Origin of the sequence: Candidatus Macondimonas diazotrophica, from assembly GCF_004684205.1 — a bacterium.
Taxonomy (GTDB): Bacteria; Pseudomonadota; Gammaproteobacteria; order UBA5335; family UBA5335; genus Macondimonas; species Macondimonas diazotrophica.
Genome location: NZ_SRIO01000011.1, coordinates 1 through 15,290 on the forward strand (window position 1 = coordinate 1; position 15,290 = coordinate 15,290).

Here is a 15,290-nt window from a genome sequence, read left to right on the forward strand (position 1 = left end):
AAGCCGATACTTCGTCGCTATCGGGGCGAGACGGTTTGCCCAAGCCTCGGCGCATCGCATGATTTGCGAAGGACTCCTCTTGCGAACCTTCCAGAGGCGAAGGCAGATCCGGAACGGGAAGGATCTCGCGCACGAGCTTTTCGTCGATCGGAATAGGCCGCGTGGTGATGACAATTCGCGTCTGGCCGAGCTTGCCGTTGACGGCCTTTTTCAGGTTCTTGAGCGCCTGTCTGAACGAACCGACGCTGAGCGTCAGTTCGTCGAAGGAGTCGAGAAAGAAGGTCGCCGTATCGGACTGGGAAACACGCCAGGCGCCCAGCCGTGCTGCCTCGTCGTTGTCCAGAAGATCGCGCAACGGCTGGCTGGCCAAAGAGGCCAATTCGACGAAAAAGGCGGGCTCGCCCCGATCCCACAGAAGCCTAGACTGCGCTTGGCATTCGTAGGTCTTGCCGGCGCCCGCCTCCGAGATGATGAGTACCCGCTTCGAGCGCAGCAGATCCTGCCAAGTTGTTCCGCGATCCCAACCCAGAGCCACCAGATATTCGTGCTGGTCGGCCTTGTCCATGTCGTCTTCCGGAACATTCTGAAAAGTTCGTTCAATCATTTCGTTTCGACATTTGAAGTCGGGCCGGTGGGAATCCTTTATCGGCCTCTTCACAGCCCAAACAGAGCCTCCATATCGCGGCACGCGACCACGCCGGTTCTCTCGGCCTCGATGACGCCGGCCGGCAGCGGGAATTCGCGCACCGCCACGCCGAGCGCGGCATTGCGGTCGAACTGGTCGCGGTCCTGCAGCAGCCAGCCGGCGGCCGTCAGCAGCGCGTCGATGGATTGGCGGGCAAGTTGTTCTGGGGTTTGCAAGGCCAATGCCTTCTTTTCGGCGAGCCGGTACTTTCGAGCGATCGGATGAACTATAGGGAACCGACACCGAGATTGACAGATATGTAATCCAGCGGATGCGGGCGGTAACCACGCGTCAGGGGCATTTGATCGCAAACCGGTGTTGGATCGCCTCGAATGCTGGCTTCGTGGGCATTTTCATGTTCGCGATCTTGACCGTATGTTTCACACGTAACGCGGAATCTCCAATCCTGCGAAGCGCTGGCGCTTCGGCGCCTTTAGGCTCGGGCGTATGCCGCACTCAACGGTCCTGATCTCCCCTCTTCCCCGCCATTCTCCCGGACGGAATTCGCGCCGAACGCGTGTCGCGAAGCGGACAAACGCGACATGCTGCTTTCGCGAGGCGCTCGTTTTCGATTCGAAATCAGTCGGTTGGGAAACGGTCCCGATCTTGCTTGGAACGCTGGGCCGGCGCGGTGCCGGCGATCGGAGCGGCGATACCATGCCCATCTTCGACTTTCACTGCGAGTCCTGCGGCCAGACCTTCGAGTTGCTGGTGCGCAACGAGGCGCCGGTGTGCCCGCATTGCGGCGGCCAGCGCCTGGAGAAGTTGCTGTCCGCGCCGAACGTTGCGGGCCAATCCAAGAAAATTATCGAGAGCGCCCGGCGTCAGGCGGCGCGCGAAGGCCACTTCAGCCATTACGCCCGTTCGGAAAAGCCGCGCCGCTAGCCCGGTTGCGGACGCCCACGCTGTCCCGGAGGCATCATGTCGACTGAAACCATTGAGCTGCCCGCCGTCTTCCGTCATCACGTGTTCTGCTGTTATCAGCAGCGTCCGCCGGGCCATCCGCGTGGAAGCTGCGGCGCGAGCGGCGCGGCGCCCCTGTGGGAGCACCTTGGCAAGCAGTTGCAGATCAAGAACCTCGCCGATATCGGCATGGCGGCGACCGGTTGCCTGGGGTTTTGCAGCGCGGGTCCGCTGATGGTGGTCTATCCGTCCGGCGTCTGGTACCAGCCGCGGAACGCCGAAGACATCGACGAGATCGTGCAGACCCATCTGGTCGGCGACGGCATCGTCGAGCGGCTGGCGGTGGTGCTGAAGCCCTGAGCGACGGGCCTTCTGATCGACCGGCGGCCGTAAAGAACGGCTACGGGAAGACGTGTCCCCGTAGCTGAATTGAAGCGCCCAGTGAAAAGACGGGCGATTGGGCTGGAAATCGTTGCGGGCGCCGGTGGGTGGCCGAGGCCCGCGACAACAAGGCGGCCTCAGTCGTCGGCGACCTGAATGCGCCGCCCATCTGCGGAGACATCAAGGTCCAGCTTGTCGCCGTTTACCCGGCCGGCGAATTCGTACTGGACGACTTTCTTGCTGGCCGAGTGGCTGGCTTCGATGAATTCGATTTCAAAATCGGGATAGCGACTCTCGACGGCTTTCAGCACGGCGCCGGGAACCAGATCACGCGTGAATTCGACTTCGATTTCTTCGATCTCGCCCGATGGCAGGACATCCACCTCGATCTGGCGGTTATCGATCGTTCGGCCCTGAATTTCATAGACCAGCGTTCCATCCGTTTCCCGTTCGGTATTGGCTGACCGGAAACGGGCCTCCGGCATCGCGGTCCGGGCGGCACTCATGACCGATTCGGGCACTTCGGACAGCGCGATGGGCGTCTCTTCGCCGGCCATGGCGCCGGCGCCGAACAGCCAAACACACAGGGCAACGACGCTGGTGGCGAATGTTCTGGAAATCATGTGGACGAATTCTCCCCGGACTTGTTGGACTTGCCGAACAACTCACGCAGCTCACTGGATACGATGCCCCAGAATTCGCGCAGGTTTTCCCATTTGTTGTCCATCATGGCGAGATACTCGTCGAGGTTGTCGATCGCTTGGTGTTGCTCTTCGACCTCGATCTGCCGAAGCTGGGTTTTCAATCCCGAAATGGCGGTCTCGAGTTCCTCGATCTTGGTTTCCAGATCCTGCTTTTTCGAGCTCATGATGCTTCCTCGATGATTGAGTGCTAGCCCGCCAGGGCGCTGCCGCCGATCAGGACAAATGGAATTACGAAGAACACCAGGCCGATGTAGGCGACAGCATAGAGTTTGTGCTTGACGGTGGCGTCGGCGAGTGTCTGTGCGGCGCGGATGGGGACCTCGCGAAGAAAGGGAATGCCGTAGATCAGAATGACGCCCAGCACGTTGTAGATCAGATGAACCAAAGCGATCTGCAAGGCAAAGATTGCATTGGCACCGGTCACGGCCGTTGCCGCCAGCAGCGCCGTGATGCAGGTGCCGATGTTGGCCCCCAGCGTGAAGGGATAGATCTGGCGCAACGAGAACACCCCACTGCCCGCCAGCGGGACGACCAGGCTCGTGGTCGTCGAACTTGATTGCACCAGCACCGTGATGGCGGTTCCGGATGCGATGCCACTGATCGGCCCCCGGCCGACCGCGCTGTGAAGAATCTCCTTCGCTCGACCCACCATGAGCACCTTCAGCAGCCTGCCGATGTAGGTGATCACCAGAAAGATGGTGACGATGCCGAGTACGATCAGGAGAATGCCGTTCAGCGCATCGGGCAGCCCGCTGAACACCGTGTTCTGGAGGAAATCGACCGGCGGCTTGACCAGCGGCTTGATGAAATCGAACCCGTTCATCGAGACCGAGTCACCACCGACCAGCAACTGGGAACAATAGGCGCCGATTCGCTCCAGCAGCCCGAACATGATTTCCAGCGGCAGGAAGATCACCACGCTGACCAGATTGAAGAAATCGTGGATCGTGGCGGCCGAGAATGCGCGGCGGAACTCTTCGCCCTGGCGTACATGCCCGAGGCTGACGATGGTGTTGGTGATGGTGGTTCCGATGTTGGCGCCCATGACCATGGGAATCGCGATGCTGACCGGTAGTCCGCCGGCCACCAGCCCGACAATGATCGAGGTGACCGTGCTCGAGGATTGGATCAGTGCGGTGGCAACGGTACCGACCACCAGCCCGGCAACCGGATTGCTGGCGAAGGCGAACAGCTCCTTGGCCTGATCTCCCGCAGCCAGCTTGAACCCGCCGCCGATCAGCGAGACGGCAACCAGAAGCAGGTAGACCAAACCGGCTACCTGCAGCCATTTCAGTCCATTCGGACCGTGGGCGGCCAAGGGTTCGGGATGTTCCGTGGCGTGGGTTGTTGCCGTCATGATTGCAGATCCTGTCGGTAAGGAGGGCTGTCCCGTGCGGACGAACAGCGGATGGCAGGATCACGATAGGAGCGCGATGTGACAGCGCAGTGATGATTTTGTGACTGCGCGCGGTCAATCCGTCCTGACCACGTGCGGACGAGGCCGCAGGTTTTGGTCGCGTTTTCGGCGTGGTCGGCGGAGTCCAGAGGTTGAAGGATCGAGCCGGTCTGCGGGCGGCATTTCCAAAAGAATCGGCCGCGAGGACACGCCCCGCGGCCGACAGATGCCGCTTGCGCGGATCAGCGAATGATGTCGTAGCTGTAGTCGGTCTTGGCCGGAACGATGGTGTTCTTGTCGATCTCGTCGAAGATCTTGTCCAGGATCCACACCAGCACGTTCATGGCGCCCTGATAGCCCCACACCGGGTAGCGGTGATGGTGGTGGCGGTCGAACACCGGGAAGCCGATGCGGATCAGTGGCGTGCCGGTGTCGCGCTCCAGGTACTTGCCGTAGGTGTTGCCGATCAGGAAGTCGACCGGTTCGGTGAACAGCAGCGAGCGCATGTGCCACAGATCCTTGCCGGCGTAGGCGTTGCAGCTCTTGCCGAAGGGCGAGCTGTCGAACAGCGCCTGCATCTTCGCGGCCCAGTCCTTGTTGCCGTTGGTGGCCAGGACGTGGGTCGGCTCGGCGCCCAGTTCCAAGAGGAACGCCGCCAGGCCGTAGCACAGGTCGGGATCGCCGTAGATGGCGAACTTCTTGCCGTGGATGTGGGCGTTGGAGTCGGCGATGGCGTCGACCAGCCGGCCGCGTTCCTTGGCCAGCGCTTCGGGGATCGCCTTGCCGGTGAGCTTGGAGATGCCCATCAGGAACTGATCGGTGGCGGCGATGCCGATGGGATGGTTGAACGCCAGCGTTTCCTGACCCTTGTCGGCACAGAAGTCCAGCGTCTTGGTGGTGCAGTATTCCTGCATGGAGACCGTGGCCTTGGCATTCAGCGCCGCGGCAGCGTCGTCCAGCGTGGTGCCGCCGTCGTACATGCGGAACTCGCCGTCGGTGGGCGTATCCCACACGTCGGACGCATCGCACAGCAGGGTGTACTCGACGCCCATGAGATCGAACATCCGCGCGATTTCGCGTTGGTTGCCGACGGTGTAGCCGTCGAAGCCGCCGATGAAGTTGATCTTCTCGTTCGGCGTCCGCTCGGGCACCGGTACGGTGCCGGCCTTGCCGTCCCAGAAGTGCTTGAGCACGCCCAGCAGGGCGTTGTCGTAGCCGGTGATGTGGCTGCCGACGAAGGCCGGGGTGTGGGCGAAGGGCACGTCGAATTCTTCCGGCACCGAGCCCTTTTCCTTGGCGTTTTTGATGAACGCATTGAGGTCGTCACCGATGACCTCGGCCATGCAGGTGGTCGACACCGCGATCATCTTCGGCTGATACATGGCGTAGGCGTTGGCCAGACCATCGACCATGTTGTTGAGGCCGCCGAACACGGCGGCGTCTTCGGTCATGCTGGAGGACACACAGGAGCTCGGCTCCTTGAAGTGCCGGCTGAAGTGGCTGCGGTAGTACGCCACGCAGCCCTGCGAGCCGTGCACGAACGGCAGCGTGCCCTCGAAGCCGACGGCCACGAAGACCGCCCCCAGCGGCTGGCAGGCCTTGGCCGGGTTTACGGTGAGCGCTTCGCGGGCGAAGTTCTTCTCACGGTATTCCCAGGTCTTGGTCCATTCCCGGGCCTGTTCGAGCTTGTCGGCTGGCTCGGGGTTCTCGAACTGTTTCTTGTTCTCGAACATCTCGATGTATTCCGGGCTGCGGAACAGGTTGAAATGGTCGAGCACGTTTTCAGCATTCTGGCTCATGGTGCTACTCCTGCTGGAATCGGTAGGGTGGGCAGGGCGGCCCGGCCCACCAGTCAATCAATCGGGTACGCCGCCCACCCTCCGTGTGCCGATCAGGCAGCCTTCCACGGCGCCTGCGTCAGCGACCACACCGGGTTGTTGATGGCCATGTCCATGTCGCGGGCGAAGATGGCGAAGCCGTCATAGCCGTGATACGGACCGGAATAGTCCCAGGAGTGCATCTGCCGGAACGGGAAGCCCATTTTCTGGAAGACGTACTTTTCCTTGATGCCCGAGGCCACCAGATCCGGCTGCAGCGCATCGACGAATTGCTCGAACTCGTAGCCGGTCACGTCGTCGTAGATCAGCGTGCCGTCCTTCACATAGTGGGTGGTGCGCTGGTAGTCGTCGTTGTGGCCGAACTCGTAGCCGGTGCCGATGACCTCCATGCCGAGATCCTCATAGGCGCCGATGACGTGCCGCGGGCGCAGACCGCCGACGAACAGCATCACCTTCTTGCCTTCCAGGCGCGGGCGGTATTTATCCACCACCGCCTGCATCAGCGGCTGGTACTTGGCGATGACGCGCTCGGCGCCTTCCTTGATCTTGTCGTCGAAGTGGTTGGCGATTTCGCGCAGACTGGCGGCGATCTTGGAGGGGCCGAAGAAGTTGTATTCCACCCACGGAATGCCGTACTTCTCTTCCATGTGCCGGCTGATGTAGTTCATCGACCGGTAGCAGTGCAGCACGTTGAGCTTGGCCTTGGGCGTGGCTTCCAGCTCGGCCAGAGAGCCGTCTCCGGACCACTGCGCGATCACGCGCAGACCCATTTCTTCGAGCAGGATGCGCGAGGACCAGGCATCACCGCCGATGTTGTAGTCGCCGATGATGGCGACGTCATACGGCGTGGCCTCGAAGGTGGTTTTCTCGGGATCGAGCTTGTCGAACACCCAGTCGCGGATGGAGTCATTCGCGATGTGGTGGCCGAGCGACTGGGACACGCCCCGGAAGCCCTCGCAGCGCACCGGCACGATGGTCTTGCCTTCGTATTGCTTGGACTTCGACTTGGACACGGCCTCGATGTCATCGCCGATCAGGCCGATCGGGCATTCCGACTGCACGGTGATGCCGTGGTTCAGCGGAAACAGGTCCTGGATTTCATCGATGATCTTGGCGAGCTTCTTGTCGCCGCCGAACACGATGTCCTTTTCCTGGAAATCGGATGTGAACTGCATGGTCACGAAGGTGTCCACGCCGGTGGTGCCGATGTAGTAGTTGCGCCGCGCGGCCCAGGAATACTGGCCGCAGCCCACCGGACCGTGGGAGATGTGGATCATGTCCTTGATCGGGCCCCACACCACGCCCTTGGAGCCGGCGTAGGCGCAACCGCGAATGGTCATGACGCCGGGAATCGACTTGACGTTGGATTTCACGCCGCAGTCGGACTTGCCTTCTTCATAGGTGCCGAGGTGCTTGCCGCGGCGCTTGGCCGTCTTGTCGGGATAGACCGACAGCACCTCGTCCACCAGCGCCTTGTTGCGCGCCTTGGTTTCTTCGACAGTCATGCTCATGGGAGCCTCCAGAGGGAAAAGAGGCCGGGCGGATGAGCCGCCCGGCGGAAACCGGCTTCAGGCCACGGCTTCGGCGGTCTTGCCGACCATGGTCTCGTCGATGGTCTTCATCACGCCGTGTTCCATCAGCAGGTCTTCCAGCTCGTCCATGGTGATGGGGGTCGGGATGATGCCTTGGCCCGCATTGCCATGGACCTTCTGGGCCAGCGTGCGATACTCGTTGGCCTGCTTGGAGTCCGGGGCGTATTCCATCACCGTCATGCGACGCAGCTCGGCGTGCTGGACGATGTTGTCGCGCGGCACGAAGTGGATGAGCTTGGTGCCCAGCTTCGCGGCCAGCGCTTCAGCCAGTTCCAGTTCCTTGTCGGTCTGGCGCTCATTGCAGACGAGGCCGCCCAGGCGCACGCCGCCGGAGTTGGCGTACTTCAGAATGCCCTTGGAGATGTTGTTGGCCGCGTACATGGCCATCATCTCGCCGGACATGACGATGTAGATTTCCTGGGCCTTGTTCTCGCGGATGGGCATGGCGAAGCCGCCGCACACCACATCACCGAGCACGTCGTAGGACACATAATCGATGTCCTCGTAGGCGCCTTCCTCTTCCAGGAAGTTGATCGAGGTGATGACGCCGCGACCGGCGCAGCCGACACCCGGCTCCGGGCCGCCGGATTCCACGCAGCGGATATCGCGGTAGCCGACCTTCATCACGTCTTCGAGATCCAGGTCCTCGACTGTGCCGGCCTCGGCAGCCAGCGACAGGATGGTGTCCTGGGCCTTCGAATGAAGGATCAGGCGCGTGGAGTCGGCCTTCGGGTCACAGCCGACGATGAGGATGCGCTGGCCCATTTCGGCCAAGGCGGCCAGGGTGTTCTGAGAGGTGGTGGACTTGCCGATGCCACCCTTGCCGTAAAAGGCGATTTGCCGTAATCCGTCCATCGAAATCTCCTTCAAAATGCCGTGTGAACAACTTCCGCAACTGCCGTGTGTGATGCTTGACTCTGGCGAGGGCCACCGCGTCGTGAATGCGGATAGAACGCGCAGCGGCCGCCTGCCAACCCCCCTTCTGCAACCCTTGCGCCAAGTTGCTCAATCGATATTCAAGAGCCTGATTTTCAAGGATATTTTCGGAGTTCTGCGCGCCGTGATGGCCGCGTCGCCGGCTGTGACAAACCCGACATCACCCCGCCTGTCTGTCTGAAACAAAACATCCCGCGGGGCGCCTTCGGACAACGCGGCCGCGGCCGACGCGGGCGGCGCAGCGACCCGGGATTCAAGGCGGCGCCGGCGCGGTATGGATGTTGCTTGGGACCCCTGATGAGCCGGCGGCCGGGCGCGGCTCACCCCCTGCATCCCGGATCGGAGGACATCCCCATGCAAATCGGAGTGGAAAGCGCCCGCGCGGTCGAAAACCGTCGCGTCTTCGTCGTGGACAGTGACGAAATCATTCGCGCCGCACTGCAGTTCATGCTGCACGACGAAAACGAGGCCCATGAGATCGAGTCGATGGATGCCGCGATCCAGAAAGCCGCCGATTGGCCACCGGATCTGATTCTGGTGGGGCAGGAACTGCTGAGATCCGCTGGTTCGTCGGCGGTGCTGGAACGGCTGAAGGCCACGCTCGGGCCGGTGCCGGTCGTGCTGGTCGGCGATACCGCTGATGCGGCGGTCTGCCAGGCCCTCGACGGCGGCGCGCAGGCTGTGATCCCGCTTCCGCTCAAGCTCGAATCGGTGCGCGCGGCGGTGGATCAGGCGCTGGGACGCCGTGCCTGAGGTGGGAAAACGAGGTGCGCAGGCTCTGGCGGATGTCGGCCATGATTTGTCGGATTCGCGACAAGGCCGCCGGGTTCAGGAAGCAGGATCCGGCGCCGCGATTTGATTCGGATCATCGCCAATCCAAACACTTAAGCGGTCCGGCGCAGATTGGCACACGCATTGCTCAAGACCCTGTAGAAGCCTTGCACCGCAGGGCAGGAATCCTGATCACACAGGGGTGTTCGATATGACCAGCGCCCGCCGCCTTCCCGTTTACCTCGACTATTCCGCCACCACGCCGGTGGCGCCGCAGGTCGCGGAAAAGATGATTCCCTACCTGACGGATATGTTCGGCAATCCGGCCAGTCGTACGCATGCCTATGGCTGGCAGGCCGAGCAGGCGGTCGAAACGGCTCGGGAACAGGTGGCCGCGCTGGTCGGTGCGGATCCCAAGGAAATCATCTGGACCTCGGGCGCCACCGAATCGGACAACCTGGCCATCAAGGGCGCGGCGCAGTTCTACCGCGGCAAAGGCAACCACCTGATCACCCTCTCCACGGAACACAAAGCCGTGCTGGACCCGATGCGGGAGCTGGAGCGGGACGGTTTCGTGGTGACCTACCTCGATCCCGAGAGCAGCGGTCTGCTGAATCTCGATAGCTTCACCAGCGCCCTCACCCCCCAGACCATCCTGGTGTCGGTGATGCTGGTGAACAACGAGATCGGAGTCATCCAGGACATTGCCGCGATCGGCGCGATCTGCCGCGAGCGCGGGATTCTGTTTCACGTCGATGCCGCCCAGGCACCGGGCAAGATGCCGATCGACCTCAAGACCCTGCCGGTCGATCTGATGTCGTTCTCGGCCCACAAACTCTACGGCCCCAAGGGTATCGGCGCCCTGTACGTCCGGCGCCGGCCGCGCGTGCACCTGACCCCGCTGATTCACGGCGGCGGTCACGAACGCGGTCTGCGTTCCGGCACCCTGCCCACCCACCAGATTGTCGGCATGGGCGAGGCGTATCGTCTGGCCGGCGAGTTGATGGCGAGCGAGAACGAACGCATCCGTGCCCTGCGCGACCGCTTTCTCACCGGTATCGCGGACATCGACGAGGTCTACGTCAACGGTGATCTCGAAGCGCGCGTGCCGCACAACCTCAATATCAGCTTCAACTTCGTCGAAGGCGAATCGCTGATGATGGCCGTCAAGGATCTGGCCGTTTCCAGCGGCTCGGCCTGCACCTCGGCAAGCCTGGAACCCTCGCATGTGCTGCGTGCCCTGGGTCGCAGCGACGAACTGGCGCACAGCTCGCTGCGTATCACGCTGGGCCGTTATACCACCGCCCAGGACATCGATTTCGCGGTCGCGCTGCTCAAAGACAAGGTCGCCAAGCTGCGTGCGCTCTCGCCCCTCTGGGACATGCATCTGCAAGGCATCGATTTGAACACGGTGCAGTGGGCGGCCGCTCACTGAGTCATCTGAAGGAGGTCATCCCATGGCTTATAGCGACAAGGTAATGGATCACTACGACAACCCGCGCAACGTCGGCAACTTCGACACCGGCGAGACCGCTGTCGGCACCGGCATGGTCGGTGCCCCGGCCTGCGGGGACGTGATGCGGCTGCAGATCAAGGTGAGCCCCGAGGGCATCATCGAAGATGCGCGCTTCAAGACCTACGGCTGTGGTTCGGCCATCGCGTCCAGTTCGCTGGTCACCGAATGGGTGAAAGGCAAGACGCTCGATGAGGCGCTCACGATCAAGAACGCCGACATTGCCGAGGAGTTGGCTCTGCCACCGGTGAAGATCCATTGCTCGGTGCTGGCCGAGGATGCCATCAAGGCGGCGATCACCGATTACCGCAGCAAACAGGGAGGCGATGCCTCCGAATCCGCCGCCTCGGCGGCCTGATCCAATTCCCGGGAGAATCGTTATGTCTGCCGTCGCCACACCGACCCCCGCTCCGCTGCAGTTGACGCTCAGCGCCATCGGCAAGATCAAGGAGCTGCTCAGCGAGGAAAACAACGCCGATCTCAAGCTGCGGGTTTATGTCACCGGCGGCGGCTGTTCGGGTTTCAGCTATGGCTTCGCGTTCGAGGAAACCAACGCCGAGGATGACAGCCTGTTCGCGCAGGATGGCGTCGCGGTGGTCGTCGATCCGATGAGCTTTGCCTATCTGGCCGGCGCCGAGGTCGATTTCGAGGAAGGGCTTGAAGGCGCCCGTTTCATCATCCGCAACCCCAATGCCAAGACCACGTGTGGCTGCGGCAGCTCGTTTTCGGTGTGAGGAATCGGTCATGAGTGTGACATTGACGGAACGTGCCGCGGCCAGGATGCAGCGTTCGCTGGCCGGACGCGGCAAGGGGCTCGGCATCCGGCTGGGCGTCAAGACCAGTGGCTGCTCGGGCATGAGCTACGTAATGGAGTTCGTCGACGAGGTCGATGACGGCGACGCATGCTTCGAAAGCCAGGGCATGACGGTCGTGATCGACGCTCGCAGCATGCCGTATCTGATGGGTACCACGCTCGATTTCGTGCGCGAAGGCCTCAACGAGGGCTTCAAGTTCGAGAATCCCAACGCAAAGAGCGCCTGCGGCTGTGGCGAAAGCTTCAGCGTCAGTGCCTGAACACGAAAACGCCTGAGGTCATTCGTCATGACAGCAATGGTCGCGATCGACTATTTCGCGGTGTTCGGCTTGCCGCCTGCGTTCGCGCAGGACCTGACCGAGCTCGAGCACCGCTATCTCGACCTGCAGCGGCACGCCCATCCGGATCGCTATGCGCATCAGGATGCTGCGCAGCGCCGTGCCGCCGCCGAGGCGGCGGCGCACATTAACGAAGCCTATCGGCAGCTCAAGGATCCACTAGCCCGTTCCACCCACCTGCTTGCCTTGCGTGGGGTGGAGGTCTTGTCCGCCGGTTCCATCCCCTTGCCGGCGGACTTTCTTCTTCAACAGATGGATTGGCACGAAGCGCTCGACACTGCCCGTCGAGCCGGCGATGCCAGCCAGCTCAGCGGCCTGACTCGGGACCTGCGCGCCGAATGGGCGCGCCTCGAATCCCGGCTGTCCAGGGCGCTCGACGAGGGCGGCGACAATGCGGACGCCGCGGCCACCGTGCGCCAGCTCATGTTCCTGCGCCGATTGATCGAACAGGCGCAGAGCGCGCTCGATGCCGAGGAGTTGTCATGAGTCTGCTGCAGATTCTGGAGCCCGGCAGTGCCGCGGAAACACCCGTTGCCCGTCGCCGCGCGGTGGGGATCGATCTCGGCACCACCCACTCCCTGGTCGCCACCATCGAAGCGGACGGCAGCAGCCGGATCCTGCGCGACGAGAACGGTGGCGCCCTGCTCCCCTCGGTGGTCTGTGTGCTGCCCGACGGGCAGGTTCAGGTCGGGCGGCCGGCGCAGGCCCTGGCCGGCACCCATCCGCAGACGACCTTCCGGTCCATCAAGCGGTTCATGGGTCGCGGCGCGGTCGATCTCAGCGAAGCGGGCACCCTGCCCTACGCCATCGTTCCCGGCGAAGGCACCGTGCGGTTTCAAAGCGCGCGCGGCCCGCTCTCGCCCGTGGAAATCTCGGCCGAAATCCTCAAGCTGCTGCGCCAGCGCGCCGAGCAGGCTCTGGGCGGCTCCGTCGAAGGCGCGGTGATCACGGTGCCAGCCTACTTCGACGATGCCCAGCGCCAGGCCACGCGCGATGCCGCGCGGCTCGCCGGGATCGAGGTGCTGCGCCTGCTCAACGAGCCGACCGCCGCCGCCGTGGCCTATGGCCTGGACAATGCCAGCGAGGGGGTTTACGCCATCTACGATCTGGGCGGGGGCACCTTCGACCTGTCCATCCTGCGGCTGCGCCAGGGGGTGTTCGAGGTGCTTGCCACTGCCGGCAACACCGCGCTGGGCGGGGATGATTTCGATCGCCGTCTGGCCGAGTGGTTCATCTCCCAGATGGGATTGACGCCGAATGCAGCGGGCTTCGGCGAACTGCTCACCCAGGCGCGCCAGGTCAAAGAGGCCCTGAGCGCGACCGAGGCGCTGGAAATCGCTCTGGACACCGGCGCGGACGCTCCCGTGGTGCATCGCATCACCCGCGCCCAGTTCGGCGAGATGACGGCCGATCTGGTGGACAAGACGCTGCGGCTCACCCGGCGCGCGCTGCGCGATGCCGGCTTCACACCCGATCAGGTCGATGGCGTGGTGCTGGTGGGCGGCGCCAGCCGCATGCCGCAGGTCCGCGCAGCGGTCGCCGAATGCTTTGGCCGGCCGCCCTTGACCGATCTCGATCCCGACCAGGTGGTGGCGCTGGGCGCCGCGCGCCAGGCCGACGTGCTGGCCGGCAATCGCCGCGATGGAGATGACTGGCTGCTGCTGGATGTGATTCCGCTGTCGCTCGGCATCGAGACCATGGGCGGACTGGTGGAGAAGATCATCCCGCGTAACAGCACCATCCCCATCGCGCGGGCCCAGGATTTCACGACCTTCAAGGACGGCCAGGGCGCGATGAGCGTGCATGTGCTGCAGGGTGAGCGCGATCTGGCGGCCGATTGCCGCTCACTGGCGCGCTTCGAGCTGCACGGCATTCCGCCCATGGCGGCCGGTGCCGCGCGCATCCAGGTGATGTTCCAGGTCGACGCCGACGGGCTGGTGAGCGTCTCAGCCACCGAACAGACCACGGGCGTCGCCGCCCAGGTGACCGTCAAGCCGTCCTACGGCCTCAGCGATGAGGAAATCACGCGCATGCTCGCCGATTCCCTCGCCCATGCCGGGGACGACGCGGCGGCGCGCATCCTGGTCGAGCAGAAGGTCGAGGCCGAGCGCCTGGTGGAGGCCACCCGTGCGGCCCTGAATACCGACGGTGCGGCCTTGTTGACCGATGCCGAAGTCGCGGCGCTGCTCCAGGCCCTGCACGGGATGGAGCAGGCCATCACGGGCCATGACGGCAGCGCCATCAGCGCGGCCAAGGCGATGCTCGAGCCGCTCACCGATGCGTTTGCGGCGCGCCGCATGGATCACAACATCCGCACCGCACTGGCCGGGCGCCAGGTGGGCGAGCTTGGAGGCTGACGTGACCCGACTCACCGTGTTGCCGCATCCCGAACTCTGTCCCGAGGGCGCCGAGGTCGAGGCCGCGCCCGGCGTGCGCCTGTCCGATGCCCTGCTCAAGGCGGGCGTGGAAATCGAACATGCCTGCGAGAAGGCCTGCGTGTGCACCACCTGCCATGTGGTGATCCGCAATGGTTTCGAATCCCTGCGTGCGGCCAGCGACGACGAGGAAGACCAGCTCGGCAAGGCCTGGGGACTCGAGCCGACCTCACGGTTGTCCTGCCAGGTGCGCGTACCGCAGAGCGGCGCGCTGGTGGTGGAAATCCCCCGCTACAGCCGGAACTTCGTGCGTGAACACTGAGGCGCCTGTCATGAAATGGACCGACGTGCTGCCGATTGCCCAATCCCTGGCCGATCATCACCCCGAGGTGGATCCGCGCGCGCTGCGCTTCACCGATTTGCACCGCTGGGTAACCGAGCTCGACGGCTTCGCGGATGATCCCACCCGTTCCAACGAGCGGGTGCTCGAAGCGATCCAGATGGCCTGGATCGAGGAAATGGACTGAACGTGCTGTTTGTTAAGTATCTCTGCGTTTGAGGAGTTGCTGAAATGTCCCTGCTCACCATCATGCCATCCGGAAAAACCATCGAGGCCGCCGAGGGGCAAACGCTGCTGGAGCTGATTCTGGCGGCCGGTGAATCCATCCCCCACAAATGCGACGGTAATGCCAAATGCGGCAGCTGCCACATTTTCGTTCAGGCCGGACGCAAGAGCCTGTCGAAAATCAGCCCACTCGAAAACGAGAAGCTGGACAGCATCGTCGGCGTGGGGTCCAAGTCGCGCCTGGCCTGCCAGAGCCGCATCACCGGCACGGAAGACATCAACGTCGAGCTGCTCGGGTTCGCCTCCGGCTTCTGAGTCCGTTCCACCGCAGCCGGGCCGATCCACTCGCCCGGCCGCGCGTGACGCTTGCCGCGATTCCCCATCGCCGCAATTCGCGCTTGCAGGACGCCGATCTTGACCGTCTGTTGGTCATTCCCGGCCTGATCTGCGCCTTGACCAACCTGCGTTGCTTTCGCTAA

The 15,290-nt window shown here is 63.2% G+C and carries 20 protein-coding genes; 12 read left to right on the forward strand and 8 right to left on the reverse strand.

What is annotated here, in order from left to right:
- Positions 1-604 (reverse strand): ATP-binding protein (locus tag E4680_RS08965; RefSeq protein ID WP_135282074.1); only part of this gene is annotated, 604 nt, incomplete at its 3' end.
- Between the two features lie 50 nt (positions 605-654).
- The gene (locus E4680_RS14300) at positions 655-867 is read right to left on the reverse strand and encodes a hypothetical protein (RefSeq protein WP_205688866.1); all 213 of its coding nucleotides are present in this window, start codon (positions 865-867) and stop codon (positions 655-657) included.
- Between the two features lie 475 nt (positions 868-1,342).
- Here E4680_RS14300 and E4680_RS08975 point away from each other — a divergent pair, with 475 nt between their 5' ends.
- Both E4680_RS08975 and E4680_RS08980 read left to right on the forward strand, forming a co-directional pair.
- Positions 1,343-1,570, forward strand: coding sequence for an FmdB family zinc ribbon protein (locus tag E4680_RS08975; protein WP_135282075.1), 228 nt, complete (start codon positions 1,343-1,345; stop codon positions 1,568-1,570).
- Positions 1,571-1,606: 36 nt separating this feature from the next.
- On the forward strand, positions 1,607-1,948 hold the full coding sequence (locus E4680_RS08980; RefSeq protein ID WP_135282076.1) for a (2Fe-2S) ferredoxin domain-containing protein: 342 nt from the start codon (positions 1,607-1,609) through the stop codon (positions 1,946-1,948).
- A 158-nt stretch (positions 1,949-2,106) separates the two neighbouring features.
- Here the strand turns inward: E4680_RS08980 and E4680_RS08985 are convergent, their stop codons facing one another.
- The 6 genes from E4680_RS08985 to nifH form a co-directional block, all read right to left on the reverse strand.
- Positions 2,107-2,592: a hypothetical protein gene (locus E4680_RS08985; protein WP_135282077.1), complete on the reverse strand. Its 486-nt coding sequence runs from the start codon at positions 2,590-2,592 to the stop codon at positions 2,107-2,109.
- Positions 2,589-2,837, reverse strand: a complete 249-nt coding sequence (locus tag E4680_RS08990; RefSeq protein WP_135282078.1) for a hypothetical protein — start codon at positions 2,835-2,837, stop codon at positions 2,589-2,591. The genes E4680_RS08985 and E4680_RS08990 overlap by 4 nt, the downstream gene beginning before the upstream one ends.
- Positions 2,838-2,860: 23 nt before the next feature.
- Positions 2,861-4,030 carry a Na/Pi symporter gene (locus tag E4680_RS08995; RefSeq protein ID WP_135282079.1) on the reverse strand — a complete coding sequence of 390 codons (1,170 nt, stop codon included), beginning with the start codon at positions 4,028-4,030 and terminating at the stop codon, positions 2,861-2,863.
- A 281-nt stretch (positions 4,031-4,311) separates the two neighbouring features.
- Positions 4,312-5,868, reverse strand: a complete 1,557-nt coding sequence (gene nifK, locus E4680_RS09000) for a nitrogenase molybdenum-iron protein subunit beta (RefSeq protein WP_135282080.1) — start codon at positions 5,866-5,868, stop codon at positions 4,312-4,314.
- Between the two features lie 92 nt (positions 5,869-5,960).
- The gene (gene nifD / locus E4680_RS09005; RefSeq protein ID WP_135282081.1) at positions 5,961-7,418 is read right to left on the reverse strand and encodes a nitrogenase molybdenum-iron protein alpha chain; all 1,458 of its coding nucleotides are present in this window, start codon (positions 7,416-7,418) and stop codon (positions 5,961-5,963) included.
- Positions 7,419-7,475: 57 nt separating this feature from the next.
- Positions 7,476-8,354: a nitrogenase iron protein gene (nifH, locus tag E4680_RS09010; RefSeq protein WP_135282082.1), complete on the reverse strand. Its 879-nt coding sequence runs from the start codon at positions 8,352-8,354 to the stop codon at positions 7,476-7,478.
- Between the two features lie 435 nt (positions 8,355-8,789).
- Between nifH and E4680_RS09015 the strand changes: the two genes are divergently transcribed.
- The 10 genes from E4680_RS09015 to E4680_RS09060 all read left to right on the forward strand — a co-directional run bounded on the left by E4680_RS09015 (position 8,790) and on the right by E4680_RS09060 (position 15,126).
- A complete protein-coding gene (locus tag E4680_RS09015) occupies positions 8,790-9,188 on the forward strand; it encodes a response regulator (RefSeq protein WP_135282083.1) in 399 nt (132 codons plus the stop codon).
- 229 nt (positions 9,189-9,417) lie between these two features.
- Positions 9,418-10,641 carry an IscS subfamily cysteine desulfurase gene (locus tag E4680_RS09020; RefSeq protein ID WP_135282084.1) on the forward strand — a complete coding sequence of 408 codons (1,224 nt, stop codon included), beginning with the start codon at positions 9,418-9,420 and terminating at the stop codon, positions 10,639-10,641.
- Between the two features lie 22 nt (positions 10,642-10,663).
- Positions 10,664-11,077, forward strand: a complete 414-nt coding sequence (iscU, locus tag E4680_RS09025; RefSeq protein ID WP_135282085.1) for a Fe-S cluster assembly scaffold IscU — start codon at positions 10,664-10,666, stop codon at positions 11,075-11,077.
- A gap of 22 nt (positions 11,078-11,099) precedes the next feature.
- Complete coding sequence (erpA, locus tag E4680_RS09030) at positions 11,100-11,453, forward strand: iron-sulfur cluster insertion protein ErpA (protein ID WP_135282086.1); 354 nt, start codon at positions 11,100-11,102, stop codon at positions 11,451-11,453.
- A gap of 10 nt (positions 11,454-11,463) precedes the next feature.
- Positions 11,464-11,793, forward strand: coding sequence for an iron-sulfur cluster assembly protein IscA (gene iscA, locus E4680_RS09035; RefSeq protein WP_135282087.1), 330 nt, complete (start codon positions 11,464-11,466; stop codon positions 11,791-11,793).
- 27 nt (positions 11,794-11,820) lie between these two features.
- The gene (hscB, locus tag E4680_RS09040) at positions 11,821-12,357 is read left to right on the forward strand and encodes a Fe-S protein assembly co-chaperone HscB (RefSeq protein WP_135282088.1); all 537 of its coding nucleotides are present in this window, start codon (positions 11,821-11,823) and stop codon (positions 12,355-12,357) included.
- On the forward strand, positions 12,354-14,228 hold the full coding sequence (gene hscA, locus E4680_RS09045; RefSeq protein ID WP_135282089.1) for a Fe-S protein assembly chaperone HscA: 1,875 nt from the start codon (positions 12,354-12,356) through the stop codon (positions 14,226-14,228). Before hscB ends, hscA begins: the two co-directional genes overlap by 4 nt.
- A gap of 1 nt (position 14,229) precedes the next feature.
- Complete coding sequence (fdx, locus tag E4680_RS09050; protein WP_135282090.1) at positions 14,230-14,568, forward strand: ISC system 2Fe-2S type ferredoxin; 339 nt, start codon at positions 14,230-14,232, stop codon at positions 14,566-14,568.
- A 10-nt stretch (positions 14,569-14,578) separates the two neighbouring features.
- Positions 14,579-14,773 carry a Fe-S cluster assembly protein IscX gene (iscX, locus tag E4680_RS09055; protein ID WP_135282091.1) on the forward strand — a complete coding sequence of 65 codons (195 nt, stop codon included), beginning with the start codon at positions 14,579-14,581 and terminating at the stop codon, positions 14,771-14,773.
- 44 nt (positions 14,774-14,817) lie between these two features.
- Positions 14,818-15,126 carry a 2Fe-2S iron-sulfur cluster-binding protein gene (locus E4680_RS09060; RefSeq protein ID WP_135282092.1) on the forward strand — a complete coding sequence of 103 codons (309 nt, stop codon included), beginning with the start codon at positions 14,818-14,820 and terminating at the stop codon, positions 15,124-15,126.
- The last annotated feature ends 164 nt before the right edge of the window (positions 15,127-15,290 follow it).

What these genes read in the sequence shown, in the direction of transcription:
- E4680_RS08980 (WP_135282076.1), top strand. Translation starts at nt 1,607, where the DNA reads ATGTCGACTGAAACCATTGAGCTGCCCGCCGTCTTCCGTCATCACGTG.
- E4680_RS08985 (WP_135282077.1), bottom strand. Translation starts at nt 2,592, where the DNA reads ATGATTTCCAGAACATTCGCCACCAGCGTCGTTGCCCTGTGTGTTTGG.
- E4680_RS08990 (WP_135282078.1), bottom strand. Translation starts at nt 2,837, where the DNA reads ATGAGCTCGAAAAAGCAGGATCTGGAAACCAAGATCGAGGAACTCGAG.
- iscA (WP_135282087.1), top strand. Translation starts at nt 11,464, where the DNA reads ATGAGTGTGACATTGACGGAACGTGCCGCGGCCAGGATGCAGCGTTCG.
- E4680_RS08995 (WP_135282079.1), bottom strand. Translation starts at nt 4,030, where the DNA reads ATGACGGCAACAACCCACGCCACGGAACATCCCGAACCCTTGGCCGCC.
- nifD (WP_135282081.1), bottom strand. Translation starts at nt 7,418, where the DNA reads ATGAGCATGACTGTCGAAGAAACCAAGGCGCGCAACAAGGCGCTGGTG.
- E4680_RS08975 (WP_135282075.1), top strand. Translation starts at nt 1,343, where the DNA reads ATGCCCATCTTCGACTTTCACTGCGAGTCCTGCGGCCAGACCTTCGAG.
- nifH (WP_135282082.1), bottom strand. Translation starts at nt 8,354, where the DNA reads ATGGACGGATTACGGCAAATCGCCTTTTACGGCAAGGGTGGCATCGGC.
- E4680_RS09015 (WP_135282083.1), top strand. Translation starts at nt 8,790, where the DNA reads ATGCAAATCGGAGTGGAAAGCGCCCGCGCGGTCGAAAACCGTCGCGTC.
- E4680_RS09060 (WP_135282092.1), top strand. Translation starts at nt 14,818, where the DNA reads ATGTCCCTGCTCACCATCATGCCATCCGGAAAAACCATCGAGGCCGCC.
- erpA (WP_135282086.1), top strand. Translation starts at nt 11,100, where the DNA reads ATGTCTGCCGTCGCCACACCGACCCCCGCTCCGCTGCAGTTGACGCTC.
- iscX (WP_135282091.1), top strand. Translation starts at nt 14,579, where the DNA reads ATGAAATGGACCGACGTGCTGCCGATTGCCCAATCCCTGGCCGATCAT.
- E4680_RS09020 (WP_135282084.1), top strand. Translation starts at nt 9,418, where the DNA reads ATGACCAGCGCCCGCCGCCTTCCCGTTTACCTCGACTATTCCGCCACC.
- hscB (WP_135282088.1), top strand. Translation starts at nt 11,821, where the DNA reads ATGACAGCAATGGTCGCGATCGACTATTTCGCGGTGTTCGGCTTGCCG.
- iscU (WP_135282085.1), top strand. Translation starts at nt 10,664, where the DNA reads ATGGCTTATAGCGACAAGGTAATGGATCACTACGACAACCCGCGCAAC.
- nifK (WP_135282080.1), bottom strand. Translation starts at nt 5,868, where the DNA reads ATGAGCCAGAATGCTGAAAACGTGCTCGACCATTTCAACCTGTTCCGC.
- hscA (WP_135282089.1), top strand. Translation starts at nt 12,354, where the DNA reads ATGAGTCTGCTGCAGATTCTGGAGCCCGGCAGTGCCGCGGAAACACCC.